This window comes from Candidatus Devosia phytovorans (assembly GCA_029202405.1).
GTDB lineage: Bacteria > Pseudomonadota > Alphaproteobacteria > Rhizobiales > Devosiaceae > Devosia > Devosia phytovorans.
This window is the reverse complement of the sequence record CP119312.1, coordinates 2,965,014-2,990,810: the sequence shown is the minus strand read 5'-3', so window position 1 is coordinate 2,990,810 and position 25,797 is coordinate 2,965,014. Positions and strand designations below refer to the sequence as shown.

At 61.4% G+C, this 25,797-nt stretch carries 28 protein-coding genes and 1 pseudogene; 14 read left to right on the top strand and 15 right to left on the bottom strand.

Going from position 1 to position 25,797, the window contains the following annotated elements; translation table 11 throughout:
- Together P0Y65_14800 and P0Y65_14795 are read right to left on the bottom strand one after the other, a co-directional pair.
- Entirely contained in the window at window positions 1-927 is a 927-nt protein-coding gene (locus P0Y65_14800) for a dihydrodipicolinate synthase family protein (GenBank protein WEK03456.1), read from the bottom strand.
- 59 nt (window positions 928-986) lie between these two features.
- The gene (locus tag P0Y65_14795) at window positions 987-1,976 is read right to left on the bottom strand and encodes an ABC transporter substrate-binding protein (GenBank protein ID WEK03455.1); all 990 of its coding nucleotides are present in this window, start codon (window positions 1,974-1,976) and stop codon (window positions 987-989) included.
- Window positions 1,977-2,117: 141 nt separating this feature from the next.
- Between P0Y65_14795 and P0Y65_14790 the strand changes: the two genes are divergently transcribed.
- Window positions 2,118-3,308 carry a M20 family metallopeptidase gene (locus P0Y65_14790; GenBank protein ID WEK03454.1) on the top strand — a complete coding sequence of 397 codons (1,191 nt, stop codon included), beginning with the start codon at window positions 2,118-2,120 and terminating at the stop codon, window positions 3,306-3,308.
- Between the two features lie 65 nt (window positions 3,309-3,373).
- Here P0Y65_14790 and P0Y65_14785 read toward each other — a convergent pair whose 3' ends face one another.
- Entirely contained in the window at window positions 3,374-4,144 is a 771-nt protein-coding gene (locus tag P0Y65_14785; GenBank protein WEK03453.1) for an ABC transporter permease, read from the bottom strand.
- The gene (locus P0Y65_14780; GenBank protein WEK03452.1) at window positions 4,141-4,989 is read right to left on the bottom strand and encodes an ABC transporter ATP-binding protein; all 849 of its coding nucleotides are present in this window, start codon (window positions 4,987-4,989) and stop codon (window positions 4,141-4,143) included. Before P0Y65_14780 ends, P0Y65_14785 begins: the two co-directional genes overlap by 4 nt.
- Window positions 4,990-5,195: 206 nt before the next feature.
- On the opposite strand from P0Y65_14780, the gene P0Y65_14775 reads away from it, so the two are divergent.
- The 7 genes and pseudogenes from P0Y65_14775 to P0Y65_14745 all read left to right on the top strand — a co-directional run bounded on the left by P0Y65_14775 (window position 5,196) and on the right by P0Y65_14745 (window position 13,875).
- Window positions 5,196-5,873 (top strand): SDR family oxidoreductase, encoded by a 678-nt coding sequence (locus P0Y65_14775; GenBank protein ID WEK03451.1) that lies wholly within the window; start codon window positions 5,196-5,198, stop codon window positions 5,871-5,873.
- A 14-nt stretch (window positions 5,874-5,887) separates the two neighbouring features.
- Window positions 5,888-6,568, top strand: a complete 681-nt coding sequence (locus P0Y65_14770; GenBank protein WEK03450.1) for an SDR family oxidoreductase — start codon at window positions 5,888-5,890, stop codon at window positions 6,566-6,568.
- 345 nt (window positions 6,569-6,913) lie between these two features.
- On the top strand, window positions 6,914-7,045 hold the full coding sequence (locus P0Y65_14765; GenBank protein WEK03449.1) for a hypothetical protein: 132 nt from the start codon (window positions 6,914-6,916) through the stop codon (window positions 7,043-7,045).
- 131 nt (window positions 7,046-7,176) lie between these two features.
- Window positions 7,177-8,361: an AAA family ATPase gene (locus tag P0Y65_14760; protein WEK03448.1), complete on the top strand. Its 1,185-nt coding sequence runs from the start codon at window positions 7,177-7,179 to the stop codon at window positions 8,359-8,361.
- An 11-nt stretch (window positions 8,362-8,372) separates the two neighbouring features.
- On the top strand, window positions 8,373-9,806 hold the full coding sequence (locus P0Y65_14755; protein ID WEK03447.1) for a hypothetical protein: 1,434 nt from the start codon (window positions 8,373-8,375) through the stop codon (window positions 9,804-9,806).
- Between the two features lie 620 nt (window positions 9,807-10,426).
- Window positions 10,427-11,448, top strand: a pseudogene (locus P0Y65_14750) (IS110 family transposase).
- 432 nt (window positions 11,449-11,880) lie between these two features.
- Entirely contained in the window at window positions 11,881-13,875 is a 1,995-nt protein-coding gene (locus tag P0Y65_14745; protein ID WEK03446.1) for a BCCT family transporter, read from the top strand.
- Here P0Y65_14745 and P0Y65_14740 read toward each other — a convergent pair.
- From P0Y65_14740 to P0Y65_14720, 5 genes are all read right to left on the bottom strand, one after another.
- Complete coding sequence (locus P0Y65_14740) at window positions 13,872-14,933, bottom strand: AI-2E family transporter (GenBank protein ID WEK03445.1); 1,062 nt, start codon at window positions 14,931-14,933, stop codon at window positions 13,872-13,874. The genes P0Y65_14745 and P0Y65_14740 overlap by 4 nt on opposite strands.
- A 103-nt stretch (window positions 14,934-15,036) precedes the next feature.
- Window positions 15,037-15,567: a hypothetical protein gene (locus P0Y65_14735; protein ID WEK03444.1), complete on the bottom strand. Its 531-nt coding sequence runs from the start codon at window positions 15,565-15,567 to the stop codon at window positions 15,037-15,039.
- Window positions 15,568-15,634: 67 nt separating this feature from the next.
- Window positions 15,635-16,177 (bottom strand): hypothetical protein, encoded by a 543-nt coding sequence (locus P0Y65_14730; GenBank protein WEK03443.1) that lies wholly within the window; start codon window positions 16,175-16,177, stop codon window positions 15,635-15,637.
- 109 nt (window positions 16,178-16,286) lie between these two features.
- On the bottom strand, window positions 16,287-16,610 hold the full coding sequence (locus P0Y65_14725; GenBank protein ID WEK03442.1) for a hypothetical protein: 324 nt from the start codon (window positions 16,608-16,610) through the stop codon (window positions 16,287-16,289).
- Window positions 16,610-17,164, bottom strand: a complete 555-nt coding sequence (locus tag P0Y65_14720; GenBank protein ID WEK03441.1) for a hypothetical protein — start codon at window positions 17,162-17,164, stop codon at window positions 16,610-16,612. Before P0Y65_14720 ends, P0Y65_14725 begins: the two co-directional genes overlap by 1 nt.
- Window positions 17,165-17,288: 124 nt before the next feature.
- On the opposite strand from P0Y65_14720, the gene P0Y65_14715 reads away from it, so the two are divergent.
- The 3 genes from P0Y65_14715 to P0Y65_14705 are packed head-to-tail and all read left to right on the top strand — an operon-like array spanning window position 17,289 to window position 18,921.
- Window positions 17,289-17,654 (top strand): hypothetical protein, encoded by a 366-nt coding sequence (locus tag P0Y65_14715; protein ID WEK03440.1) that lies wholly within the window; start codon window positions 17,289-17,291, stop codon window positions 17,652-17,654.
- Window positions 17,655-17,656: 2 nt separating this feature from the next.
- Entirely contained in the window at window positions 17,657-18,370 is a 714-nt protein-coding gene (locus P0Y65_14710; protein ID WEK03439.1) for a hypothetical protein, read from the top strand.
- Window positions 18,371-18,417: 47 nt separating this feature from the next.
- The gene (locus P0Y65_14705) at window positions 18,418-18,921 is read left to right on the top strand and encodes a hypothetical protein (protein WEK03438.1); all 504 of its coding nucleotides are present in this window, start codon (window positions 18,418-18,420) and stop codon (window positions 18,919-18,921) included.
- Here the strand turns inward: P0Y65_14705 and P0Y65_14700 are convergent.
- Window positions 18,894-19,349, bottom strand: coding sequence for a hypothetical protein (locus P0Y65_14700; protein WEK03437.1), 456 nt, complete (start codon window positions 19,347-19,349; stop codon window positions 18,894-18,896). The genes P0Y65_14705 and P0Y65_14700 overlap by 28 nt on opposite strands.
- Before the next feature lie 16 nt (window positions 19,350-19,365).
- Window positions 19,366-19,815, bottom strand: coding sequence for a hypothetical protein (locus P0Y65_14695; GenBank protein ID WEK03436.1), 450 nt, complete (start codon window positions 19,813-19,815; stop codon window positions 19,366-19,368).
- Window positions 19,816-19,962: 147 nt separating this feature from the next.
- On the opposite strand from P0Y65_14695, the gene P0Y65_14690 reads away from it, so the two are divergent.
- The 3 genes from P0Y65_14690 (at window position 19,963) to P0Y65_14680 (ending at window position 22,277) form a co-directional block, all read left to right on the top strand.
- Window positions 19,963-20,745, top strand: coding sequence for a hypothetical protein (locus P0Y65_14690; protein WEK03435.1), 783 nt, complete (start codon window positions 19,963-19,965; stop codon window positions 20,743-20,745).
- Between the two features lie 116 nt (window positions 20,746-20,861).
- Entirely contained in the window at window positions 20,862-21,338 is a 477-nt protein-coding gene (locus P0Y65_14685; GenBank protein WEK03434.1) for a hypothetical protein, read from the top strand.
- Between the two features lie 9 nt (window positions 21,339-21,347).
- On the top strand, window positions 21,348-22,277 hold the full coding sequence (locus P0Y65_14680; GenBank protein WEK03433.1) for a hypothetical protein: 930 nt from the start codon (window positions 21,348-21,350) through the stop codon (window positions 22,275-22,277).
- Window positions 22,278-22,286: 9 nt separating this feature from the next.
- Here the strand turns inward: P0Y65_14680 and P0Y65_14675 are convergent, their stop codons facing one another.
- The 4 genes from P0Y65_14675 to P0Y65_14660 form a co-directional block, all read right to left on the bottom strand.
- The gene (locus P0Y65_14675) at window positions 22,287-23,048 is read right to left on the bottom strand and encodes a hypothetical protein (protein ID WEK03432.1); all 762 of its coding nucleotides are present in this window, start codon (window positions 23,046-23,048) and stop codon (window positions 22,287-22,289) included.
- Complete coding sequence (locus tag P0Y65_14670) at window positions 23,045-23,710, bottom strand: RNA polymerase sigma factor (GenBank protein ID WEK03431.1); 666 nt, start codon at window positions 23,708-23,710, stop codon at window positions 23,045-23,047. Before P0Y65_14670 ends, P0Y65_14675 begins: the two co-directional genes overlap by 4 nt.
- Window positions 23,711-23,854: 144 nt before the next feature.
- A complete protein-coding gene (locus tag P0Y65_14665; protein WEK03430.1) occupies window positions 23,855-25,453 on the bottom strand; it encodes a hypothetical protein in 1,599 nt (532 codons plus the stop codon).
- A complete protein-coding gene (locus P0Y65_14660) occupies window positions 25,453-25,794 on the bottom strand; it encodes a hypothetical protein (GenBank protein WEK03429.1) in 342 nt (113 codons plus the stop codon). Before P0Y65_14660 ends, P0Y65_14665 begins: the two co-directional genes overlap by 1 nt.
- Window positions 25,795-25,797 lie beyond the last annotated feature (3 nt).

Sequence of the window (25,797 nt, the reverse complement as noted above, 5' to 3'; positions counted from 1 at the left end):
CTAGCCCAGTTCGGCGAGGCGCTTTTCGAGGCGGGCAATCAGGATATCGAGTTCGGCAATGGCATCGGCGGGCAGGGGGGCGCCGGGACGGCGCTGCGTGGATGTCCGGATGGCGCCGCGCTTGGCCAGCACATGCTTGCGGGCGCCGAGGCCCACGCCGGGCTGCTGCTCATAGCGCACCAGCGGCAGGTAGGCGTCGAACAGATCCCGGGCGCGGTCGGCATTACCCTCTGATGTGAGGCGGCAGACATCGACCATCATCTCGGGATAGCCAAAACCGGTCATCGCGCCGTCGGCGCCGCGCAGCATTTCCTCCGGCAGGAAAATGCCGCCATTGCCGCAGAGGATGGAAATGCGACGGCGGCCTTCAGCTTCCGCCTTGCGCAGTGCAGTGATCTTGGCGAGGCCCGGCCAGTCCTCATGCTTGAGCATGACCACGCTCGGGCAGCTCTCGATGATCTTGCCCAGCGCCGGAATGCTCATCTGAACGGTAGTGGAGAGCGGGAAATCCTGCAGCACGATCGGCACGTCAGGGCCAAGCGTTTCTGCCACCTGCTGGTAATAGGTAATGATCTGTTCATTGGTGCGCAGCGCCGGTGGCGGCGCCACCATGACGCCCGCAGCGCCCATGTCCATGACGGCCTTGGTCAATTCTTCGATGGCGGCCAGGCCTGGCGCGGAGACGCCCACGACGACGGGCTTGTCGCCCGAACGCGCCAATGTCTGCCGGGTCACGGCCAGCGCTTCGGCCTGGGTGAGCTTGGGTGCTTCGCCCATCATGCCCAGAATGGTCAGGCCATCGCCGCCCTTTTCAAAATAGAAGTCGGTGACGCTGTCGATGCTGGCGCTGTCGATGCCGCCATCCTCGTTGAAGGGGGTGACGGCAATGACGAAGACGCCCTTGCTCTCCGACGTGATCAAGGTCATGGGAAACTCGCTGGAAAAGAAAAGCCCGGCGACACAAGGGCGTCGCCGGGCAGGAAAGGCTATTCTGCCGGGGTATAGACGACGTCGTCCGCGGTCAGGTCATAGGTCTTGTCATGCACCTTGCCGACGACCTCGATATTGTGCTGCACGCGATCCGCGTCCCAATTGAAGCCGTTGGCGGCAAAGACCGCATTGTCGGGGCCGAATGAGAAGTCCATGGCAAAAGGCACCGACTCCGTCTGGGTCTCGCGGATCATGCCTTCGACGCCGGCGACGATGGCGTCCACCGCGGCAGCGGGGTCGGCCACCGAGGCTTCATAGGAACACTGCACGGCCTTCTTGAAGCGGCTGACCAAGTCCGGATTGGAGGCGATCATCTCGTTCGAGGTGAAGACCGAAGCATTGTAGATGTCGAGCTGGTCGCCGTAGAAAACCGTGCGGACGCTCATGCCGTTCTGCGCGGCAAGCGACTGGATCTGCACGGCGGACGTGATGTAGCTGGCCAGGGCGTCGATCTGCCGGCCAAGCAGCAGGCCGTTCAATGCTGAACCGTCCGTCAGCACCTCTTCGACCTTGGCATAATCGGCGCCCGCCAGTTCCATGCCATAAGGCACATATTCGAGCGCGGCATTGCCGACCGATGAGCCCAGCTTGCGCCCTTCGAGGTCATTCATGGTCTGGATCGGGCTGTCGTCCAGTACGGCAATGGCCAATGGCGACAGGGAAACCACCGGCATGATCGACTTGACCGGTGCCTGCGTTTCGCCAATCGCGCCAATGATGACGCCCAGATCGGTGACCGAGAAATCGGCAACGCCAGTCGCGACTTTGGTAACGGCGTCAGCTGCACCATAGCCCCGCGAAATCGTGACATTGATGTCCTGATCGGTGAAGCAACCCTTCTCCGCACCAAGATAATAGGCGGCGGAAATGCCGCCCGGGGTCCAGTCCAGCTGGAATGCCACGTCGTCTGCCGCAATTGCGGTTCCGGCCTGCAACACCAGAGCGAGGGCTCCCAGACGCCAGGCCGCTTTCACCATCGAATTCATATTCGGTTCCCTTCCAGTCGCCTTCTCGTTGCAACTGGCATACCAATAGAATACCGTAGGTGTATCGTCTAGCGGATTTTTGGGCACTATGTCATGTTGCCCAAAATTCGTGCGTTGTTGAAGGGCTGTTAGAAGGTTTTGATGATGGATGTTGAAAAGGTAATGACGGCGCTCAAGGCGCATGAGGCAGAGATGATCGCCATCCGGCACGATCTGCACATGTACCCCGAGACCTGCTACGAAGAGGTCCGCACCTCGGGCGTGGTGGCCGACAAGCTCACCGAATGGGGCATTCCCTTCGTCCGCGGCCTTGGCCAGACTGGCATCGTCGCTTCCATCAAGGGCAATCGTCCCGGCCAGCGCGCCCTCGGCCTACGCGCCGATATGGATGCGCTCAATATGACCGAAACCAACACCTTCGCCCACGCCTCCAAGATTCCGGGCAAGATGCATGGCTGCGGCCATGACGGGCATACGGCCATGCTGCTGGGCGCTGCGCGCTACATGCACAACAATCCAGATTTCGCCGGCACAGTGCATTGCATTTTCCAACCGGCGGAGGAGGGGGGTGCTGGTGCTCAAGCCATGATCGACGACGGCCTGTTCGAGCAATTCCCCTGCGACTCGGTCTATTCGCTGCATAACAAGCCCGGTCTGCCGGTCGGCAAGTTTGTCACCAAGGTCGGCCCGCAACTGGCAGCCACCGATACCTGGCGGGTCACCTTCAAGGGTACGGGTGGGCATGGCGGCGCGCCGGAAAAGTCAACCGACGCCACCATCGCGCTGGCGCAGTTCATCCTTGGCCTGCAGACCATCGTGTCGCGCAATATTGCGGCCATCGACTCGGCCGTGCTCAGCATCGGTATCATCCAGGCCGGTTCGAGCCACAATGTCATGCCGGCCGAGATCGTGGTCGAGGGCTCGACCCGCTCGCACCGTCCCGAGGTTCGTGACCTGGTCGAAAAGCGCTTCACCGAGATTGCTCATGCCTGCGCGGCCATGAGCCTGTGCACTGCTGATGTCGACTACCAGCGCGGCTACCCGGCACTGATCAATACTGCCGAGGAAACCGCCGTGGCCGTTGCGGCGGCATCCGCACTGGTCGGTGCCGACAATGTCGATGGCAACAATCCGCCGATCAATGCGGGCGACGATTTCGCCTTCATGCTGCTCAAGCGGCCGGGCTGCAATGTCATGATGGGCAATGGTGACGACCCCACCAAGTGGAAGAACAACCATATGCCGGGCTACGACTTCAACGACGAGGCGCTGACCCTGGGTTCTGCCTATTGGGTGTCCCTGGTCGATCAGGAACTCAACGTTCGCAACTAGGCGGCGTTGACATGCAAAAGGGGCGACCGCAGTGGTCGCCCCTTTTTCTTTGGCAGTCTTGTGGCTCAGTGGCTGCCGGCATCCTGGCGCAGCGACCAGCCGAAGAAGGTGCGGTGCACGACATTGACGCCTTCGTAGAGCAGTACGCTGATCAGGGCGAGCATCACCACGCAGGCCATGGCCGTAGGGATGGCAAACTGCGCCGTCGACGAGGTGACAAGAAAACCCAGCCCCTTGTTGGCATTGACGAACTCCGCCACCACGGCGCCCACCACGGCAACCGTGACGCCGATGCGCAAGCCGCCAAAGATGAAGGCAACCGCGTGCGGCAGCCGTACGGTCAGGATTTCCGTCAGCGGCGAGGCGCCGGCGACCCGTGCCAGATCCAGCATTTCATCGGGCGTATCCAGAATGCCGCTCGCTGTCGCTACCATGATGGGGAAGAAGGCAATCAGCGTGACGATGATCAGTCGTGCCGTCATGTCGGTGCCGAAGATGACGACAAGGATCGGCGCAATGGCGACGATGGGGATGGCATTGAGAAAGACGATCAGCGGATAGATCGCTTCCGACGTCAGCCGGTTGACCGACACGATCACCCCGAGCGGAATGCCGATCAGGCAGGACAGGGTAAAGCCAAACAGGATGGTGGTGAGCGTCTCGGCCGTATTGCTGAACAGTGCCGGCCCCAGCCGCATGCCGCCGTTGAAAATGTCGATCGGCGACGGCATCAGGTAGATCGGCACCTTCAGCCCCCAGCAGATGATCTGCCAGAGCGCAATGAACAGCGCGAAGGTGATGAGCGGCAGGACGATGCGGCGTTGCGTGGCGGTCATGATGCGGAATTCCGGCGGGCGCGGGGGCCAAAGATGTCGTCGCGGATGCGTTTGGAATATTCGATGAAGGCGGGCAGCGCGGCGCTCTCGTGGCTGCGCGGCTTGGGCACGTCGATGGTGATGAGATCCTGCATGCGGCCGGGGCGGGCCGACATGACGGCCACGCGATCGGACAGCAGTACGGCCTCGTTGATCGAGTGGGTAACGAGCAGGATGGTCTTCCGCGTCCGGGCATGAATGTCGAGCAGGTCGAGCTGCAGGTCTTCCCGGGTCAGGGCATCCAGCGCGCCGAAGGGTTCGTCCATCAGCAGGATTTTGGGATCGAGGATCAGGCTCCGCGCGATCGCGGCGCGTTGCTGCATGCCGCCCGAAAGTTCATTGGGCATGCGCTCGGCCATGTCGGCCAGGCCGACGAGTTCGAGCAGCTCCTGCGCCCGCGCCTTGTCCTCGGCTGTGGCGCGGCCGTTGAGCACGCGCACCGGGTAGAGCACGTTTTTCATGATGGTCAGCCACGGCAGCAGGGTGGCGCGCTGGAAGACGATGGCAACTTCCGAGAACCCGCGCCGGCGCTGGTCGCCACCGATCCACACATCGCCTGTCGTTGGCTTCAGCAGGCCCGCGAGCATGCGCAGCACTGTCGACTTGCCACAGCCCGATGGCCCAACCAGGGACACGATTTCCTCGCGGTCGATCTTGAGGGAGAAATCGTCCACCGCGACGACCGGGGCGCCGCTGCGGGTCGGGAACGTCACGCCGACATGATTGAGTTCAATCAATGTCTTGGGCAAGGTGTCAGGCTGGTAGGCGGTGGTAGTGCCGTTTGGCGGCTCCGAAACAGCGAGCATGGGAAGGGGCTGCCTTTATCGCTTGATGGTGGCATTCCGAACATGCCAATGCCAAAGGTATACCAAGCGTACGCCAAACTTGCCAAGGCCGAAATGCTCTCTATGTGAGCAAACTTGGATCGGACACAATTTTTGTGCAAGCCACTTGATAGGTCCTTGCGTACGGTATACCAGTGATGTGCCATTTCTGTTTGGGCCACATTTCAATGCCAACTCTTCTGATTTCCGGTGCCAATCGCGGCATCGGCCTGGAACTGGCGCGCCAGTTCTCGCATGACGGCTGGTCCGTCATCGGCACGGCCCGTGAGGTCTCTGCCGCTACTGAGCTTGCCGGTTTCCCCAACACCACAGTTTTGCCGCTCGAAGCCACCGACAGCGCCTCGATAGCGGCCCTGGTGAGCAGCCTCGCCGGTCGGCCCGTGGATGTGCTGATCGCCAATGCGGGCATCGCCATCAACCTCGAGGCCAAGCCAGCCGAAGTAACCCGGGCGGATTTCCTCAAGGTCATCCGCACCAACACCATAGCGCCCTTCGCCCTGGCGACAGCGCTCAAGCCCAATATCCTGGCCAGCGAGCGCAAGATCGCGCTCGCCATGTCGAGCCTGATGAGTTCGATCACCGCCAACGACTGGGCGACGCAATATACCTATCGCGCCTCCAAGACCGCCCTTAACGCTTCTTGGCGTGCACTGGCGCTGGAATGGGCGCCCGAGAGCATTACCACCGGGCTGATCCGCCCCGGCATGGTGGCAACGGAGATGACTCAATATCGCGGCATCACCGTCGAGACCAGCGTCGCCGGTCTCAAGAAAGTCGTGGAGGGTCTGACCCTCGCCGATGCGGGCCGTATCATCGGCTATGACGGCACCAACGTGCCTTGGTGAGCGGAGGAAAAACCATGCCATCAGTCTTTATCACCGGCGCCAATCGCGGCATTGGCCTCGAATTCGCCAAGCAATATGCCGACGCCGGCTGGCAGGTCATCGTGGCCAATCGCACGCCGCTGGCCCCAAAGGATTTTGCCTATCTCGGCATGGACGTCAGCGAATTTCGCTATGACGCCATGAACGATGCCAGCGCCGCCGACATCGCCACCCGCCTCAAGGGTCGGCCGCTCGACGTCGTCATTCTCAACGCTGGTGTTGGTGGTGCTGCGGGGCTATCGCCCGAAGAGATGACCACCGAAGAGTGGGAGCATGTCCTGCTCACCAATACCTTCGCCCCGCTGCATCTGGCCGCGCTACTGGAGCCGAACCTGCGCCTCGGCGACCGCAAGATCCTGGCCGCAGTCTCAACTCTTGCTGCTTCCAGCACCTACAAAAATCCCCGTCAGTTCGCCTATCGCGCCTCCAAGGCCGCGCTGGTGCAGATGTGGCGCAATCTGTCGATCGACTGGAAGGACTGGGGGGCCACCTGCCTCTCCCTGCGCCCCGGTCGTGTGAAGACCCGCATGAGCGATTTTGAAGGCGACCTGACGCCAAAGGAATCGGTCGCCGGCATGCGCGCAGTCATCGAAACCGCGACGCAGGCACAAAGCGGCCTGCATTGGAGCTACGACGGTGAGCCGGTCCCTTTATAAGGGCTCTGCACACAAACAGCGTTTGGCGCCAGGCATCAAGGGAAAGAGCTGGAGCGGGTGAAGGGAATCGAATGGAATCCAAAAAGACTGGATTTCAAGGGGTTTTAGCCCCATCGGATTGTGCCTGTATCACAGTTTGTAGCACAGTTTGTATCACAACTGCGCCGCTCTGCCGTTAACCAAGCCGTCGATACCATGCTGGACAGAACGGCGGCAAGGACTCACCTTTAATGCGTCGATGAGCATCGACTGGCCGCATGAACAAAGCGGCCGCCAGACCGGCTGGAACCCGGACTGACGGCCTGACCAGGCGGCTATCAACCTGCACATACAGGAGAAGCCGCCATGGCTAACCTTACCTATCGCCGCGACAAGATTCGCCGCAACCATTTCCCGTTCTTCGGCATGCCTGTTGTTTCCCGCAGCCATCATTGGCCTTGCGGGAACGGCACCCACGCTGAGGCTCCGCTGATCTAGCGAGAAGTGCCTCGGTCCCCGGGAGCGGTAACGCCACCATCCGGGACGCCTGCACACACACCAGACATCAACGACTGCCGACCGTGCGCCCAGGGCGCCGCGGCGAGCGCGGTCCTGCGAAAGTTCGAGAAATGACGAACCCTAAGAAGACCAATTCCAAGATCACCCGCATTCATCCTGAACTGTTCCCGGAGGAGAAGCTGTTCGCGCCCCATGACAAGGAAAATGATAATCCGCCCGACATCGTTCAGGCTGACGACGAGTTCGAAGAAGTCGATGAGAGCGACCTTGGACCGCCCGGACCGATCCGGCGCGAGGTGGTTTCGACCAATGAGAGCAAGCGGGCCGATATCTTCATGTTCGAGGTGATGGCTCAGACACCCCCGCGCGGTAAGCCCCGTCTCTACCGGGACGGGACCAACAACGCTGCAATCATCCAGCTCTGCGCGGAACCCGAAAAGCATGGGTTCGGTACCGGAGGCGACAGTCATGAGCGGCGTCACGCTCGCGAAGCACGTGAGCTCCAGTACCGTCTCGCCGAAACGTTCACTTTGGGCGGGCCAAGCACGCGGCATGGAATCGATGAGATCGCTGCGACCTTGTTCGAACGGGCCCCGCATCTGGCAGCGGCAATCGAGGCGCTGCGGGAAAGCGCATTGCTGGCGATGTCGCGTGGCGCCTTTTGGCTTCAGTCCGTCCCGATCCTGATTGTGGGCGAGCCTGGGTGCGGCAAGTCCGATCTGATTGAGCGCTACGCTAAGCTCGCCAATTTGCCGGTGCTCTATCTCGACGCTTCGTCTTTGACCACGACCACCGCTTTGATCAGCGCCGATTCTGTGTTTTCCAGCTCACGGCCGTCGGAGCTGCTGAGGGCGTTGGCTGATAGCCGCGTTGCAAACCTGTTGGTCATCGTTGATGAGCTGGACAAGCTGCGTGATGTATCCCGGGGAGGGAGTGACACTCCCACCGAGGCCCTGATCGGTTTGCTGTCGAAGGCGAGCGCGTCGCGCCATATGGATAGCTTTCTTCAGGCTGAAATCGATCTCAGCCATCTCAACTGGATCCTGCTTGCGAACGATATCAGTCGCATCGCCGCGCCCCTGCGCGACCGGTGCAAGATCATCAGGGTTGAGCAGCCAGACGCAGATGCCATGGCGCAGATCGTTGCCAAAGAGGTTGTGACGCGTGGGCTCGAACCCGAACTGGCGGCGGCGCTGTTCGAGGCTTATGAGGCAGGTCGCATCAGGAGCCTCCGCAAGCTCCACAAAGCCCTCGATGCGGCGGCCGCGACCAAGTCGCGTCCCCGGTTCAACTGAGGACCGGCACCATGAGCAAGTTCCGAAAGGCAAACCCGCTTCTGGCCAAGCCAGCGGCCAACACACTTGGCCAGCATCTTCAGTCTCGCCTCAACGCACGTCGCAAGGTTGAGCGCTCGATCACTTCGGTGATCGAGCGCGATGAATACGGCAACGAGACGTTGCTTCCCACCTCAGTCGTCTTGGACCCGCTGTCCCAAGCTGGATTTTCTGCCTTGCGCATCGCAGAAGCGAAGAAAGCCGCCGTGGGAAGCAACTCATATTTTTGCCCTCAGTGCGGTCAGCCGCTGAAGATTCATGCGCATCACAACTATCCCGGTTGTGCAGACGCGGCCTTTTTCGTTCATGTGCCCAGCGATGTGGCTTGCCCTTTGCGGGACCAAGGCACAAGCCACGCAAACTGGGCGAAGTACGGCGGCGTACAGGAGGGGGAGCGGCACGCCCATCTCAAGCTCATTCTGGCGAAATGCTTGGAGGCGGCCCCAGACTTCAGTCATGTCGAAGTGGAGCAGTTGGCTGTGCCCGGAGATCGGCGCTCCACGCGCCCTGACGTTTCTGCGGTTCACTCGGCCGCTCGTCTTGCCCTCGATGTCCAGCTTCGCACCGCCTATCAGCACGTTATTGGGCGTCGGGAGAGCTATTACCAAGAGAAGGGCTTCCACCACGTCTGGCTCACTGACGCCGAGGCGCTTGGAGCTCTGGATCAACAGGGCTTCCAGGATCTCTATTTCAACGCCGGTGGGCGGATCCTCGCGATCGACGGACAGTGCCTTCGCGATAGCGAGCGGGCTGGCGCGTTGCGACTCGTCGAGCTTTCTCTTTTGCCAAAGCTGACTACTTCGAGACGCATCGCTAACATTTGGCAGCGATCCATGGTGTCGGCCGACGTCGTGCTGCTTACTCGCGAAGAGCGCGCTCGCGGTGGGGTCGAGCGCTATGCGAATTCACTGCAAGCTCAGGTTGGCGCAAAGTGTGGCGAGGAGCTCACCGCGATCCGATCTGCAGTTGCTTCAGGGGAGGAGCAGCATGGCTATCTGAGGGAATTGTCAGTCGTCGCTCACAGCGTGGGAGGATCTGGTGTGCATTGGATGCTTAGGAACGGCGTATGGCAGGTTCTGTCGTGGTTGCACAAAGTGCTCGAGTACGACGAGGGAGCTGCCGAAGAAATCCAGGAAGTGACCGACATCTTGCTCGCCTCCGCCTTGGCGAAGAACTGGTCTCACCTCGTCAACAACGTGCTCGTGCACCTTCCAAATGTCGCCCGCGTACTCTCGGGAGAGACGAGGTCCCGTCTGTACTGGTTGCGTCAGAAAGACGCCCGCGACCTCCAGCACTTCCACAAGGCGACCATTGCCGCGGTCTTGCCCCGGTTGGCTTTTGCGTTGTTGTCGACGCCGCCAAGGTTGGCTCCCACAGTCTACCAACTGCCTAAGCTCGACGGTTAGGGGTGCTGCAAGTTCACATGCTCGCCCTTCGAGGACGAGCATGTGAACGGACAAGTAACAACCCCGGCGATGCCGCGGCGTTACATATCCGCAGGGTCACTCGCGTGACCCCATCGGGGACTAAAGGAAGAAAGAGCGCCGCGTAAGCGGCTCCGTCTGGGAAGTACTGCGCAAGCAGTGACAATCGGGTGGACCAGCCCAACGGGTTGACGCTGATAAGAACCGCCATATGGTCTCCACCCTCGATAAGCGCAGCTGAGGGACCCGCGCCGCAGGCGCCCGCGGTTCTTATCGGGGTCACGCCACCTCATCGGTCCCATATTCCATTGCGCGCGAAGCGCGAGAGAAGGCGTGCATTTTCTTTAGCACAGCCATCGCGTGCTAAACCTTTCTGAGCGGCAATTGAATGTGGGAGAGGTGGTGTTACCTGTTGGGCGACCTGGAACGAATTGAGACGATCTAACTCACTCATTCGGCAGATGCCCCGGTTGGCCGATTTGACCGAAGGACCGGAGTAACTTGGAATAGCTATGCTCTGGGTTTCGTCTGCTTATGATGCGATGGACGGCTCTCCTCCCCCCTGCGGTAAGATCGCGGGGCTAGAGCTGAGGAGAGCTATAATGGGCAACGTTACCACGATTGGTCTGGATATCGCGAAGTCAGTATTTCAAGTGCACGGCGTGGATGCTGCGGGCGAGATTGTCGTCCGGCGGAAGCTTACCCGTGGGCGTGTGTTAGCGTTTTTTGAGAAGCTGCCGCGATGCCTGGTGGGGATTGAGGCTTGCAGTTCCTCGCATTATTGGGCGAGGGAGCTCACTGCCCGAGGCCATGATGTTCGGCTGCTGCCGGCACAATACGTGAAGCCATATCTGAAGAGGCAGAAGAACGATGCCGCCGATGCTGAGGCCATCTGTGAGGCAGTGACCAGGCCCACCATGCGCTTCGTGCCAATAAAGTCGCCCGAGCAGCAAAGCGTAATGATGTTGCATCGGGTGCGGTTGATGCTCAATCGCCAGCGCACGCAGATATCGAACGCGTTGCGGTCTCACTTGGCGGAGTTCGGGTCGTTGCGCCGATTGGGCGCAATGGTGTCGAGCAACTGCTCCTCATCGTCAATGACGAGAACGACACAAGGGTGCCGGCTGACGCTCGGCTCTGCCTGCGCATGCTCGAGGCACAGCTCCGGGTCGTGAAGGAACAGATTCTCGAGAACGATCGCCGTGTGCGTGCGAGCGCACGTGAGACCGAGCTTGGTCGTCGGTTGATGGAGATCCCAGGTGTAGGCCCGCTGCTAGCAAGTGCGTTTGTTGCCACCGTCGCCGATCCGCATGCGTTCAGATCGGGGCGTTGCCTCTCTGCCTGGATCGGGCTGGTGCCTAAGCAGAACTCCAGCGGCGGCAAGGAGAAGCTCGGCAGCATCTCCAAAGCAGGCAATTGCTACCTGCGCCAAATGCTGGTGGTCGGGGCTATGGCGGTCATCCGGTTTGCCGAGCGGAACGGAACCAAGAGGCCGTGGCTCGTGCAACTGATGGCACGGCGAACGACGAAGGTTGCGGCTGTTGCCTTGGCGAACAAAACCGCCCGGATGGTCTGGGCGCTGATGACCAGCGGTGATCGCTATAGGGAGCCGGCCGTCGCATAGGAATAGAAAGAGACAAGGCGAGCAATCGCTGACGAGGTTGGAAAGGGCGGACAGGAGCTAATGCACAAAGCCGGTTGATACCGCCGGATCAGGAAAACCCAGTGGGGTCGTGCACTTCGAGTGCGAGCTTCCGATCGGGACCTGAACCGCGCGAAAGGCATTATGGCCAGCGGCACATGATAGCCGCACCTATAGGTCGGATACACGGCCGCACCAACCAGCATCGGCAAAGCTCCGAAAATCCCTTGCCAACGGAGAGCCGTCCATACACGACCCCATTCCTGCCGTTCAATCCTAATACGATGTTCGCCAAAAGCGGACTGCCTTCCCGAGTCTGTTTCACGTCTCGGAACTTTGTTGAACCTGGCGTCTTAGCCATCACGCCGGATCGGATGGGTACTCCGCCGGCACAGCCAGACCTCGGGGACAATCTTGATCAAGCCATTCGTCATCAACCGTCCGGTGTTCTTCGGATCGCTGGGCATCATTGCGGTATTCTTGGCAATCGGGATTGCCTTCCCTGCGCAGGCTGAGGAAATCTTCGGAAGTCTGCAGTCCGGCATTTTGACCAATTTCGGCTGGCTCTATCTACTGGCTGTCGGAATCGTACTGGTGGCGATGCTGCTGATCTGCATGAGCCGCTTCGGCAATCTCAAGCTCGGCCCGGACGATTCAACACCCGACTTCAGCTTCGTGTCCTGGATCGCGATGCTGTTCGCCGCCGGCATGGGCATTGGCTTGATGTTCTATGGCGTGGGCGAGCCCATGACCCATTACATGCAGCCGCCGACCGCCGAGCCGCGTTCGGCGGCTGCTGTGCGCGAGGCCATGTCCGTGACCTTCCTTCACTGGGGCATTCATGCCTGGGCGATCTACGCGGTGGTGGGTCTCTCGCTGGCCTATTTCGGCTATCGCTACAATCTACCGCTGACCATCCGCTCCGGGCTCTATCCGCTGCTGAAGGAGCGCATCAACGGCCCCATTGGCCATGTGGTCGATATCTTTGCCATCGTCGGCACCATTTTCGGCCTTGCCACGTCCATGGGCGTCGGCGTGAACCAGATCAATTCGGGCCTGAACTTCCTGTTCGGCGTGCCGGTTTCGCCAGTCGTTCAGTTGCTGATCATAGCAGGGGTCACATGCCTGGCGACAATCTCGGTCGTGAGCGGGCTCGACAAGGGCGTGCGCATCCTTTCCGAGATCAACCTGCTGGTTGCCATCTGTCTGATGCTGTTCGTTCTGCTGGTCGGCCCGACCGCAGAATTGTTCCGCGATTTCGTCCAGAATCTCGGCCTCTATTTCGACAGCATCGTGCTGCGAACCTTCAACATCTACGCCTATAACCCGACGCCCTGGATCGATGCCTGGACCCTGTTCTATTGGGCCTGGTGGATATCCTGGTCGCCCTTTGTCGGCATGTTCATCGCCCGCATATCGCGCGGCCGCACCGTTCGGGAATTCATTACCGCCGTGCTGTTCATTCCCGCCGGCTTCACCTTCATCTGGATGACGATCTTCGGCAACACGGCAATCTCGATCGATGCGGGCTTGGCCGGAGGCGCGCTGGGGACAGCCATCGCCAATGACCTGTCGGTTGGCCTCTTCGAATTCTTCACTTACTTGCCATTCCCGGCGGTCACATCGACGCTCGCCGTCATCCTGGTCGCCATCTTCTTTGTCACTTCGGCTGACTCGGGATCGCTGGTGGTTGATGCTATCGCCGCAGGCGGGGAAACTGAGACCACGAGGCTGCAGCGTGTGTTCTGGTGCGCCTTTGCCGGTGTCGTTGCAGCGGTTCTGCTTCTCGCGGGCGGGGTGGGAGCCTTGCAATCGGTCACCATCGCCAGCGCGCTTCCTTTCGTGATCGTCATTCTGGCCCTGCTGTGGTCCCTGCTGACCGGCATGCGGGCCGATGTCGCCCAGCAACAGGCGCACCGCTCCGCTGCGGGCCCTGCGCCGGCGCAGCCTGCGGCCGGTGTGACCTGGCAGCGGCGGCTCGGTCTGATGCTGCGGGCGCCGCGACAATCAGAGGTCCAGGCGTTCATCGATAACCAGGTCCAATCTGCGTTGAAGCAAGTGGCTGACGAACTGACAGCCCGAGGACGGCCAACCACCATCGATAAAGCTGAGGATGGGACGGTTTCCCTGCGCTCCCCCGCCGAAGGTGTGCGCGACTTCGTCTATGGTGTTTCTCTTGCCAGTCATCCGCTGGCGATGCTTTCGCCAATGGCAGCCGGCAAGCCGGAACTGCGCTACGAGGCGCGCACCTACTTCTCGAGCGGCAGTCGCGGCTATGACATCATGGGTATGGGGCGTGACCAGATCATCGCTGATGTCCTCGTACAGTTCGAACGCTATCTGACGCTGGTCAAATCGCCGGAGGTGCAGCTTGTTCATGGCGCGCCTGAACATCCCAGCGGTGGTTAGTTTTCCGATGTGGCAAGCCGGTCATCGGTGAATTGCGACCAGACGGCAATGAACAAGGCGGCGACCAGCGGGCCGAGCACGAAGCCATTGATGCCGAACAGCGACAGTCCGCCGATCGTCGAGATCAGCACGACATAGTCCGGCAAGCGTGTCTCCCGCCCGACTAGCAATGGACGCAGCAGGTTGTCGATCATGCTGATAACCAATGCGCCTACAAGCAGGAGTATGACTGCCTTGGTCATTTCGCCGGATAAACCGAGATAGATGGCAAAGGGTGCCCAAACCAGAATGGCGCCGACTGCCGGCAGGAGCGACAGCACCGCCATCACGAAACCCCAGAGCAGCGGTGCATCGAGGCCAAGCAGCCAGAAGGTGATGCCACCCAGCCCACCCTGGATGATCGCGATCAATACATTGCCGCGCACAGTCGCCTTGACGACTGAAACGAACTTGGCAGCGATGTCGTCGGTGCGCTCCCGATCGAGCGGCACGGCGTTTCTGATCATGGTCGCCAGCGACCTGCCATCCCTGAACAGGAAGAACAGGAGATAGAGCATGATCGCGAGAATGACTAAGAAATGCAGGGCACCCTGACCGACGCCAAAAGCGCCGGTCGCAACGCCTTGGGCGACCGACGAAAGACCGGACATCAGGCTCTGCTGGAGTTCCCCTAGGTTGCCCAGATCAACGTCATTGAGAAGATCCCTCGCAAAGGAGGGCAACATGGCCTGCGCTTGGGTAAGCGCATCGGCGAGGGTGAATTCGCTATCTCTGACACTGCGGTAGAGCGAGGATACTTCAACGGAAAGCGACGCGACCACCAGGCTGACCGGGATCACGACTACGCATATTGCCGCAAGAACACTCAGCACCGCCGCAATGCTGCGCCTACCGCCGAGCCAGACCGTCAGCCGGCGTTGCAAGGGGTTGAAGAGGATCGCAAGGATCACGGCCCACAATATGGCGCTGTAGTAAGGGAGGAGCAGCCAAACAAACGCAAGAGTGACGGCCAGGACAAGCGCGATGAAACTGGCGTTGTGAATGGCGGCTCTGGACATTGCGGCTCCTCGAGCTTGTGCCGTTTGCGGAACGGCGCTCATTGACGTTGATTGGCAACGATGTTCAGCTACCTGTGACGTAGCTATCGGGGCAGCACAAGCGTCAGTTGTCGTCGCAGCGGACGAACATGTCGAAGCCGTTGCGGTGGGTGATCAGGAGCACATTTTCGGCAGACCGGATCACCGTCACCGGTCCGCTGTCGCGTTCATTGGTGGCGATCACAGCGTCGCTGGGAGGATGATCGGCACCATAGCCCAGTGCCGCATAGAAAGTGTCCGGCTCCAAGCTCTGCGTGTAGGAGCCATAAGCGTCGCGTCGATACTGCCAGTGCAGGCCCGGCGGCGCATCGATAACGCCGATGTCGAAGCCATCATCAACCGTTTCGATGCGCATGACCGGTGAGCGATCCTCAGGGCAGAATTGCTCCATCTTGCCCCTGAGATTGTCGCCGCTGGGCGCGGTGAGGTCGATCAATGCTGTTTTGTTGGCCCAGATCCAGCGGCCGTCCACTCCGTCGAGATCGCCGAAGGTGACCAGCGTTTCAACAGCCTCGTCCACGGCGCTTTGTGCGTATGCGAGGGGTGTCGCCGCGGCGGCCAACAGGACGGCAAGCAGAAGGCGGTTGAGCCTCATCACAATCTCCAGATGTCGGCACTCGGGCTCGTCGGGATGGTGTCGCAGCGTCAGCGGTCAGGCCGCATCAGCCTGGGCAACGGCCGTAGATTTCGACGCGTTGCGGCGTGGCCATGGCTAGCAGGTCCGGCGATACGCGGTAAAAATCGACCAGGTTGGTATTGCTGCGGAGTGCACTTGCGCGCATCTCCATGCCGCGCTCACCTTCCATGCTGTCAAAGCCGAATGCCGAGAACATGGCCGCCGGATCGAAGCTGCGATGGAACTGGGCGCCGCCCATCCAGTCCAGGCGATAGACCAGCTCATGGCCGGCATTGGGCACCGCCATTTCGAAACTGGCCTCGTCGATCCCCGTGAAAACGAAGCCGCGCGCCGGGTCATTGCCGCAGATGCGCTCGAGATAACTGGTGATCAGGCCAGGATCGGGATCGGCACCCTCGAGATTTGCGATCGTGCTGAGCGGCAGCCATTCGCCGTCGATGTCAGCGACGACACTGGCCGCCGAGATCTGGCCGAATATGCGGTTGGCCATGGCGAAATCGTCGTCGATCTGGGCCAAAGCCGGGCCAGAGCAGGCAAGGGTCAGGGCAAAGGCGAGTGCGAAGCGCATGTCGGGTCCTCATCTGTGTTTGCCTATAGGACGCATGCCGTGAGACGGACCTTGGTGGAAATCGGCAATTCCGGCAAAACAGCCTCTTGCGGCTTCAATCCTGGGATTCCTAGCTCGCCACGTTCTGCAGATAGGTTTGCAAGGTAACCAGGGAATAGCTCATGGCGCCGGCGAACAGCAGCAGGCAGAGCCAGATGAGCTGCAGGAAGATGCGCTGCAGCGACCATCCGCGCCAGCGGCAGATGCCCCAGGCGATGATCAGGGCCTGATAGCTGGCCGGATAGAGGAAGAGGGCGGCGATGCCGACATTATAGCCCTGCGACGCGGCCACGCCCTGCATGGCCGAAGCGCCCATGATCGAGGGGAGGAGGAGCAAAGCGGCGCCAATGGCTATGATCAGGGGTATGCCGTGAACAATGATCCCCCGCCACATCACTCTCCCCCTTCTTCTGCATAGGGTGCTACTGGGCAACGGCCCCAAATGGCCATAGTCCCGGCCGGTTCGTTGATCACCAGGATATCCTGCGATGGCCTATGGATCGTGACTGGCCCATCCCATTGCCGGGGACGATAATCTGCTTCAGACTCCGTCGCATGGGTGGAGCGCAGGAACCGCGGGGCGTTGACGGTGATCGGCGAGCCCTCGATCCAGTCGTAGTGGGTTACCACCGCGACCTCCGGCGACAATTGCATGGTGAAACGATAGTCGCTGATGCTCTCGACCCGCACCTTGCCCTTAGACCGAACCGAATGGCAGGTCATGTCGAGGAAGTCCTCGGCATAGGACCGCAGCCGGGCGGGGCCGGCATCCGGTCCCAGATTGCGGGCATAGCCCATCAACTCCACCCAGTCACCATCGAGGCCGCTGGTGATCGCCGCCGGATACGTGGTGCCAAACAGCGGCCGCGCCGATGCGAACTGGTCGACGACATCGGCCTGCGCCGGCAGGCTGAACATGGCGATGGCGGCAGCAAGGGCAAAACGCATGGCGGTCTCTCTCATTTCGACGGTTTCTGGTTAGACGTGGCCAAGGCGGCAAAGCTTGGTGACTGACCCGACCAAGGTTTCGGCCAGACGGGTCGTCTCATCTGAAACCAAGGAGAGACAGACCATGCTGAAGCCACTTGCCCTTATCCTCGTCCTCGTCGCTCTTCCGGGCACTGCCATGGCCCAGGATATTTTCGTGCCGCCGGTCACGACCGCCAATCCCGGCTATCTCTTCCCCAATGACCAATATCAGCGCGATCGCCAGAATTCGGGCAGCACGACATCCGGTCAGGCCGCACCAGTCGAGATCGAACTCGATGCTGCGGCAAAGGCCCGGGTGCAGGCGGCCATCGAGGCTCTGGTGCCCGAATATAACGAGCGGCTCCGTCGCGATGGCGAGGAAAGCGCCAATCGCTGGATCGGCCAGAAGGCGTTTCAATTGGGGCAGCAGGAAGCGGACCTGATGAAGCAGCGCCTGGGCCTCGACTGAACATGGAGGTCCTGCTGTCCGGCCTGCTCGGGTTCCTGAGCTGGAATCTCTATCTGTCCAGCGTCCTGCTTGTAGCCTTTCCATGCCTCGTCTATTGGCTGACCTGGCGCGGTAAGAGCAAGCGCCTGACAGGCCGGATCTTCGCCGGCAGTCTGATCACGGGCCTGTCGCTGGCCCTGGTCATGCCGCATCTCAACGCGGTCTATCTGCGGGCCGCCGGCACGCAGCGGCTGGCCACCATCGAAGCGGTGACGCCCTTTTCGTCCATCATCCTGACCCGCAATGGCGTGCTGGATCACAATGTCCGATATGATCTGCGCGTGGTCGAGGACGATGGCTCCGAGTGGACGGCCGCCATCCATCGCGATGCCGGATTGGTGGGCCCGAGCGTGCTCGTCGATTTCAGGGTGTCGCGCGGTGACAGGGTCACCATCGCCTATGTCGAGGGCTTGCGGTCCAATGTCATCGTGATCGACGAGGCATCCGATGCAGTTTGGATGGCGCGGGCCCGCGGGCTCGATGCGGGCTGGGAGATCAGTCCGTCCGGCGACAACTGGGTGATGCACAAGGTCCATCGCGACAATATCGAGGAATTCCTCGAGGACTACGGCCACACTGCCGATGCGCGAACCATCGCCCATCTCACCGAAAGGCTCGGTCTGCTGACCGAAATGCCACCCGCCGGATTGTCGCCCGATCTCATTCCCGGGCGGTGAGTGTCATCGCCCGGCTCTCTTGCAAGCCATTCCAAACCGAGGATGTCATGACCACCTATTTTGTGCCGCAGCCGCGCCGGATGATCGGCTTCCTTTTCCCGCTGCTCATCCTGGGCATGGCCGCTGTAGCCGCGCCGACGTTCATCCAGGCAGGGCTGGCCTGGTGGCCGCTTTTCATCTTCGGCCTGCCATTGCTGCTGGCGATCGTGATCTGCCTTGAATTCTGGAACAGCTCGGTGAGCTTGGGCGACGAGGGGTTGCGCTATCGCAGCGTGGGCTATGAGCTGTCCGCAACATGGGCGCAGGTCCACCAGAGAGATGCCGGCAAGACCACGCTGGTGGTCAGCCAAGCCGAACCCAGACTGTATCCGTGGCTGGCGCCGATGAATGGCGTGCTATCACTGCTGATGCCTGGCCGTGCCCGCTATGCAGGCGGACTGATGGGCAACATTCCGCTCTGGTATTTCGCGACTGAGCAGGACGACACTGTGATGGTCGATTTTCACCGCAGGACCGCTGCTCATCAATCTTCGGGCGATGGCGGCGTATAGGAACAGCGCCCGAGCATGCGGTCGCGGTTGCTGACATGCGTGGTGGCGCCAAGGCTCTGGATGATGTCGCCGACAGCGGTTTCATAGGCGACGTAGCGGACGCGGTCGCAATAGCGGCGGCCGTCGATGGGCCGGCGGCAGGTGAGCAGCTGGGCGCCGGTTTCCTCTACCAGGCTGATGGCGCAGTCGAAGCCATTGCTTTCCAGCACCGTGCGCTGTTCGGCCACCGGCGCCCCGACATCCATATGCGCGGCGAGGATGTCGTTGACCACTTGCTGGCTTTCGGCGGGATCGAACCGTTCGAGCAGGGCCTGGCTCAGCGGGCCTGAGGCCCGGGGTGCCTCGTAGAACCAGTAGAAATACCCGCCGACACCGGCCGCGAGTAGCACGAGTGACAGGAGAAGGGGCTTCAAGACGCGCGCTGACATGGCTGGCTCCCGAGGGTCAATTGACGAAATTTGTGTAGAGGGTGAGCACCAGCGTGGCCGTTGCCACCACGACGCCCAGGAAGACATTGAGGCCGAACATGATCCGGCGTGCTCGGCTGCGATCCGGCTCGGCGAGGCGTTCGATGCTGACCGCGACGCGGGAGCCGAACGGCGTCACCGAGACGCCCAGGTTCATCTTCGCGCGCAGTTCGGGATCGGCATATTGATCTTCGCCCAGCGCCGCCCAATACATCCAGAAACCGAGGAACAGCGCGCAATAGACAAAGATCAGGCCAAGAAAAATCCCCATCCATTGGCCTGCAGAGGGCAGCGTAAGGCCCAGCAGAACAGGCTGGATATCGCCGGGACTGATGCGCGGTGCGGGCAGGGCAAACGGGCTCGCATCGGCCAGCACCGGGCCGGCCGAAACGGCCAGTAGGCCCACGATCATTGCCAGGCGTCCCATCGCTGTCTCCCGTTTCTATCTATGAGACGCTGGCCGGCGCTGGGACCTTGGTGGGATGCGTCGACAGCAGAAATGCGTTTGCCGACCAAGGTCCCGCCGGTCCGCAGCGTCCTATGGCTGAGAACCAATTCAGTTTCGGAGATTGTGATGATCTGGCGGCTCTACCAAAAGGCATTGCAGGCGACGGTCCTGGCGGCTGCGATCCTCGTGTCACCCATGGCCTCGGCGGTCGAGGAGGCGACCAGGGCATTGGCCGAACAACTGGAGGTCGTGGATGGCCTGACCAAGCTCGGTGACGACCTCAAGGCGGTCATCACCACCGATCTCGGTTTCACCGATGCGCAGATCGAGCGCTGGCACGACGCGGTGGATGCGGCATTTGCAGTCAATCTGCTGGAGGCTGATTCTCTGGAGGCGCTTGAGAGCGTCACGACGGAGGACACCAGACAGGCTGCATTGGCCTATGAGCGCTCCGATCTCGCCGTCGAGGTTGGCGAACAGGTGGAGACCTTGTTCCTGGAGGAGGGTGCCGAGGCCTTGGTCGAAGCAGGACAGAGCTATCTGGAGAGTGCGTCGGCCAGCGAGAACGCTTTGCTAGTGGATCTGTTCGCGGCACAGCGCTCTCCCGAGCGGGCCGACCTCGAAATGGATATCTATTTCCGGGCCATGGCGATCATGGCCGCGCCCATCACCGGGCCCGAAGTAGCCGAAGAATGGGTCGAAAGCGCGCAATATCTGCGCGAAGACTATAGCCGCGACAACCTTCTCCTCCGCATCGGGGCCTATAGCACCGTGCCGGAAGCACAACTGGTCGAGGTGGTCGAGAAACTCAATGACCCTCTATTGGTCGCGTTCTCCAGCCAATTGGTCACCGCCCTGTCGGAGACCATGCATGCGGCGACCGACAGGATTGAAACCGAATACGACTAGGCCCTGTCCATGCTGACCATGACGCGGCGGCGTCTGTTGGGGCTCTTCGCCCTGTTCTTTACTGCTGCCCCGGTTTTCGCGGGACAGCCACTCCAGTCATCAGGGATGATACGACCATGTGGTTCGCAAAACTGTTTGCCAAATCCGGCAAGGGCCAGCCGGTGCCCGACCTCATTGCGCTGCAGAATGCGGCCGTGCGCAGTGTGGTCGGCGACATCACCGATCTGCAGGACGGCGAATGGGAAGGCCGCGAATGGGTCTATCTTGCCATCAACCACGAAATCCAGGTCGAGGAGGGCCGGCGGTCCAGCAGCCAGGCTTCTGTGCTGGCGCGCAGGCCGGGTGCCGAGCTGGAGGATCTGGATTTTCGGCTGAGCCCAGCGAGCAAGCAGGCATTGCTGGCGCTGCGCGATGCCATGGCGGTCGACGGCAAGGCGGTCTGGACCATCCTTGACCTGAGTGTCGAGCGCGACGGCCGCTACAATTTCGCCTTCAGCTATGATCCGCCGCCGCGGATCAATGGCAATCTGCTGCATAGTCCGCTGACCGGCCTGCTCGAGCGATATCTTGCCGACCGGCCGGACCAGCGATAGGGCAGGCGCATGACACAGGCGGATGACAATCAGGCCAGGCTCGCAAGCGGGCTTGCGCGCGACGAGATCCTGGTTCTGCTGCGCGAGGCAGAGCCGCGCCGCATGACCAATCTCGCCGTCAGCCTCAATCTGTCGGGCGGTCTCTTCTTCATGCTGCTGGGCCGCGCGCCGCTGCAGGGCAGCTTTCTCTGGCCGATTGTGGCCTGCATCGCCGCCTTCATGGTCTGGAAACTGTCCAACCGGCTCTGGCGCGATATTGCGCTGGCATCGGTCGCCCAGCCCATCGGGCAAGCCTGGGGGCAGAGCCAGTTCGCCAGCGGCTGGGGAGCCGTCGATATCGAGAAATGGATTGCCGATCTGTTCAGCAGCGAGGGCAAGCGCTTCACGGCCTGGGAAAGCCAGGGCAAGCATCGCGACATTGCCTATCGACTGAACGAATCCACCATCTGGCGGCGCCGCCATAACCAGAAACGCAACGAGATCTTCTATCTCATGCAGGTCGAGATCGCCGTGCCACAGTCCTTTGCGGGGACCGTCGAGTTGCTCCCGAAATCAGGCTTGCCGACCTTCATCGATGATTTTTTCCAGAAAGTGTCGGGCGATGATATGCGGCGGCAGCCGGTCGATCCCGGTTTCGATGCCGTGTTCGACACCATGGTCAGCGCCAATGCCTCGACAGACAAGCTGCTGACGCCGGGCTTCCGCGATGCCATGCTGAAACTGGCGGCGCGCAATCCGCAATCTTATCTGTCGGGCCGGTTCGAGCATGGCCGGTTCAATCTGCGCCTGCCTATCCCGCACCTGGTCTTCGCCTCGGCCAGCCTGCTCAAACCCATGGAGGCGCTGCTCGATGACGTCGACACGCTCTGGTGGGACCTGACCATTCCGCATCGCCTGATCGACAGCCTGATGGGCGATCACGACGGCCCGCTGCGCTGACCGCAGCGGCTATTCTGCCGCCAGCCGGCGTTCCACCTCGGCCCGGTCGGGAGCATCTGACACCAGCGTCGAGCGTTCGGGATCGCGGCGATATGTGCGGTCGACCAACTGGTAGATACGCCAGAAGCGGAGGTCGCCCACTCGGATCTGAATGGCCATCAGCGCTCTATCGGGCTGCAGGAAGGCCGCAAGAATCTCCACCATTTCGCCGGGCATGACGCTCTGGGCATCGACCATCTGCGCCCCGGACAGCTCGGGCAGGTAGATCTCCAGCGCCTCTGCGTCGAGGCGCAGCTCGAGCCGGACGCCATCGCCCTGGAAGCTCGACACAACCTGCGGCAACGGCTCTGCCGACGCCTGTTGAGTAGCCGGCGGCGCGGTCATACCCATGCGGCGGCCGGTGATTTCTTCGGCCGGCATGTCGGCGACCTGCTCGTCGCCACGCGACAGGCTGGTCGAGGCCGGTGGCATCACGACAGGGCTGTCGGCAACCTGTTGGTTCGCCATACGGTCCGGAGATGTCATGGTCAGGCTCGGCGTGGCCACAATGACGGCAACCAGGGCAACGGCCATCGCGCCTGCCGGCACCAGCCACCTTGCCGATCGGCTCAACCACTCGGCCAGCGACACCGGGCCGGTGGCGTGCGGCTGCACCTTGCGCGTGGCAAAAGCCTCACGACTTTGAGCAATGGTCGCGTTCATGGTGACGGGATCCGGCTCCGGATCAACAAAGCGCGGCATCAGTTCGAAAGGGTCCCGGTCGCCGCTCATAGCAAGTCCTTCAATGACTTGCGTGCATTGTGGATGTGCCAGGAGACGGTCACTTCCTTGCATCCCATGATCACGGCTGCTTCTGCTTGAGAGAGTTGTTCGCCAAAGACCAGCATCACAGCGTCGCGCTGTTTCTCCGGCAATTGGCGCACTATACGCCAAATATCGTTGACGCGCAGTTGGTTTTCCTGGTCGGGCGCGATTTCCTCGCACGCCACGGCCGCCACGGCATCGACATGCCGGCCCTGCCGCTTGTGGTTGCGTTGCAGGTCGCGGACGGCATTAAGCGTCACGCTATAGAGCCAGGAGGTGAATTTCGAGCGCCCGTCAAAATGACCGATCGCATTGGCCAGCCTCATGCAGACCGATTGCGTGACGTCTTCGGCATCGCTCTTGTGGCCAAGCCAGCGAAATGCCGTTTTGTAGATGAAGCGATAATGCTCTGAAATCAGTCTTTCGAAAGCTCTTGCGTCGCCCGCTTTGACCCGTTCTATCAGATGTTCGGTCGTGTCGGACGGTTCTGAAATATCCCCGTCAACAAGTCGCACCCTGCCAATCACTCCCCAATTGCCCCCAGCAATAATGTCCGAGAAGCGAAATGGTTGTGGCAAAAATGAGATATTCGCCTGAATCGACAGATATTCAGCGAAAATGGATTGCATCGCGGCCCTTTATCCACGGCGGAAATCTGTGACTGGCGGAAGGCGCTCGTGTCATTGGACGTAAACAGCGACTCCCTTTGCGCGATATTGGTGGCGCGCTGATGCGCGGGCCGGAAGACTGAATTGGGAAGGCTGGTCGGCGCATTAATCGTCCTCCCGCAGCCAATGAACCTGCCCGTCGATGATGATTTCTTCAGGCCGGTGCGGATCCTGTCCCTCGATGAGGGCAAGGAAATGGCGCTCCTCTCCGTCGGGGCCATCGATCAGCAGTGTATAGCCATCGAGCCGATAGCCGGCACGCGTGTCCTCGTCATTGGTGTCGCCAGCGACGATGATATAGGACGTCCCGAAATTGCCGGCGACGAAGCCGCTGCGCGAATAGTGCAGCTGGCCATCCCCGGAGAAGGCATAGTCGCGATCGCTGCGGCTGCCGCCCATGCCGACATTGAGATAGTAATATGTCTGGTCGAGCATCAGGCCCGCAGGCGCCGGCATCAGCAGCCGCGCATTGGAAATGTCGATCTCCGAGCCGGTATCGAGCCCGCCGGTTTGCGTCAGCGTCACCGTGCCCCCATCGTCCCGCCAGGTGAACCAGCGATCTGGCTCGCGCAGGCGCGACAGGTCCACATCGAGATCGGTGAAGGCGAAGTTCCATTCGTGGCGATAGGCCGTGCCATCGCGCAGCAGCACATAAATGTCTTCGTCGCGCTGGGTATAGCCATTGCCGAAGCCATCCATGCGGTTATTGAATTCGGCGTCGTAGAGGACACGATCGATGTCGCCCATGGGGATGCCCTGTTCGGGACCGGCAAAGGCTTCCCCATATTCCGGCGGCCGCAGCATGAGACCGGCAGCCTCGTCATCGAGGCTGGCTAGTTCCGCCTCGGCAGGGTCATGCACGAAGATGCGGCAATCATCGAGGCTCACGACGCCGCCTTCGCGATCGTCGCGCAGCCAGCGGATGCCACCCACGATGATACGATCCTCGCCAATGTCCTGCGCCATGCGGGCCTCGTGATCGTCATCGGCGAAGGACTGACAGGTCGCGAGAAATGCCGACTGCTGGTCGCCGCGCCATTCGCGCAGCGAGTCTTCGTCGGTAACCCGGCCGAAAATCACGATTGCAGGGCGCTGCGCCAGCCAGGCTTCGGCATGATCTTCCCGCGCCTCGCGCAGGTCGCGGTCCTCCTGCGCACCGGCCTTGGAGCCGATCTCATCCATCTTGCTGGCGAGCTGCGCCGACAGCATGACGAGCGGCACCACCTCGATCTCGTCGCTGGTGACGCCGACTTCTGCTTCGGCGACGACGATGCCGAAGTCCTCCGCATTGCGCAGCAGGTAGCGGATCGGCTGCTCGATATCGAACATGGCATTGTCACTGAGAGCGCTTCGCAGATCGCCGCAAGTCGCGCCGTCTTTGGCGACATCCTCGTCCACCAGCGCCTGCGCGCGTTGCCGATTGTCCTCCATCTCAGCTTCGAGATCCGGTAGCCGCGCCATGGCGGCCTCCAGCAGGCGGTGATAGCCGGCGACATCGACCCGATGCGCCCAACCGGCCAAGGCGTCGCGCCGCGCCGGACCGGTTTCGGGATAATGCGCCTCGCAGGCCGCCATATAGGCCTCGGCAATGATGACACCCGTCGCGGCCTGTCCCAGCGCGTCCGTAAAGTCCGCGGCATCATCGGCCAGAGCCGGCGAGGCCATCAGCGCGCAGAGCGAGAGGGCGAGGGACAGGCGGGCCATCACGGGCAGGCTCCAATGATCTCATCGACCCGCAGCGTGCCACCCGACAAGCTGCCCTTGATCGAGAGGCACTGGTTTCCGTTCCAGGCCTCGGCGATCCGCGCGGCATCAACCGGGCCGGCATCGAGCGGGGGCAGGGTCTCTTGGGACCAGAGCAAGCCGGACGGCCCGGCCTGATTGTCCACTCGGGCTATGCCGCGCCAGGGGCAGGGCGCCTGAACGCAGAAAATATTGGTCTTGCCGACCAGCAGTGTTTCGCTGGCCGGAAGGATATCGGCGGCATGGCTGGTCGTGCTGACCGCGAGGGTGGCGGCAATCACCAGGGCTGACAGGAGTCGCATGAT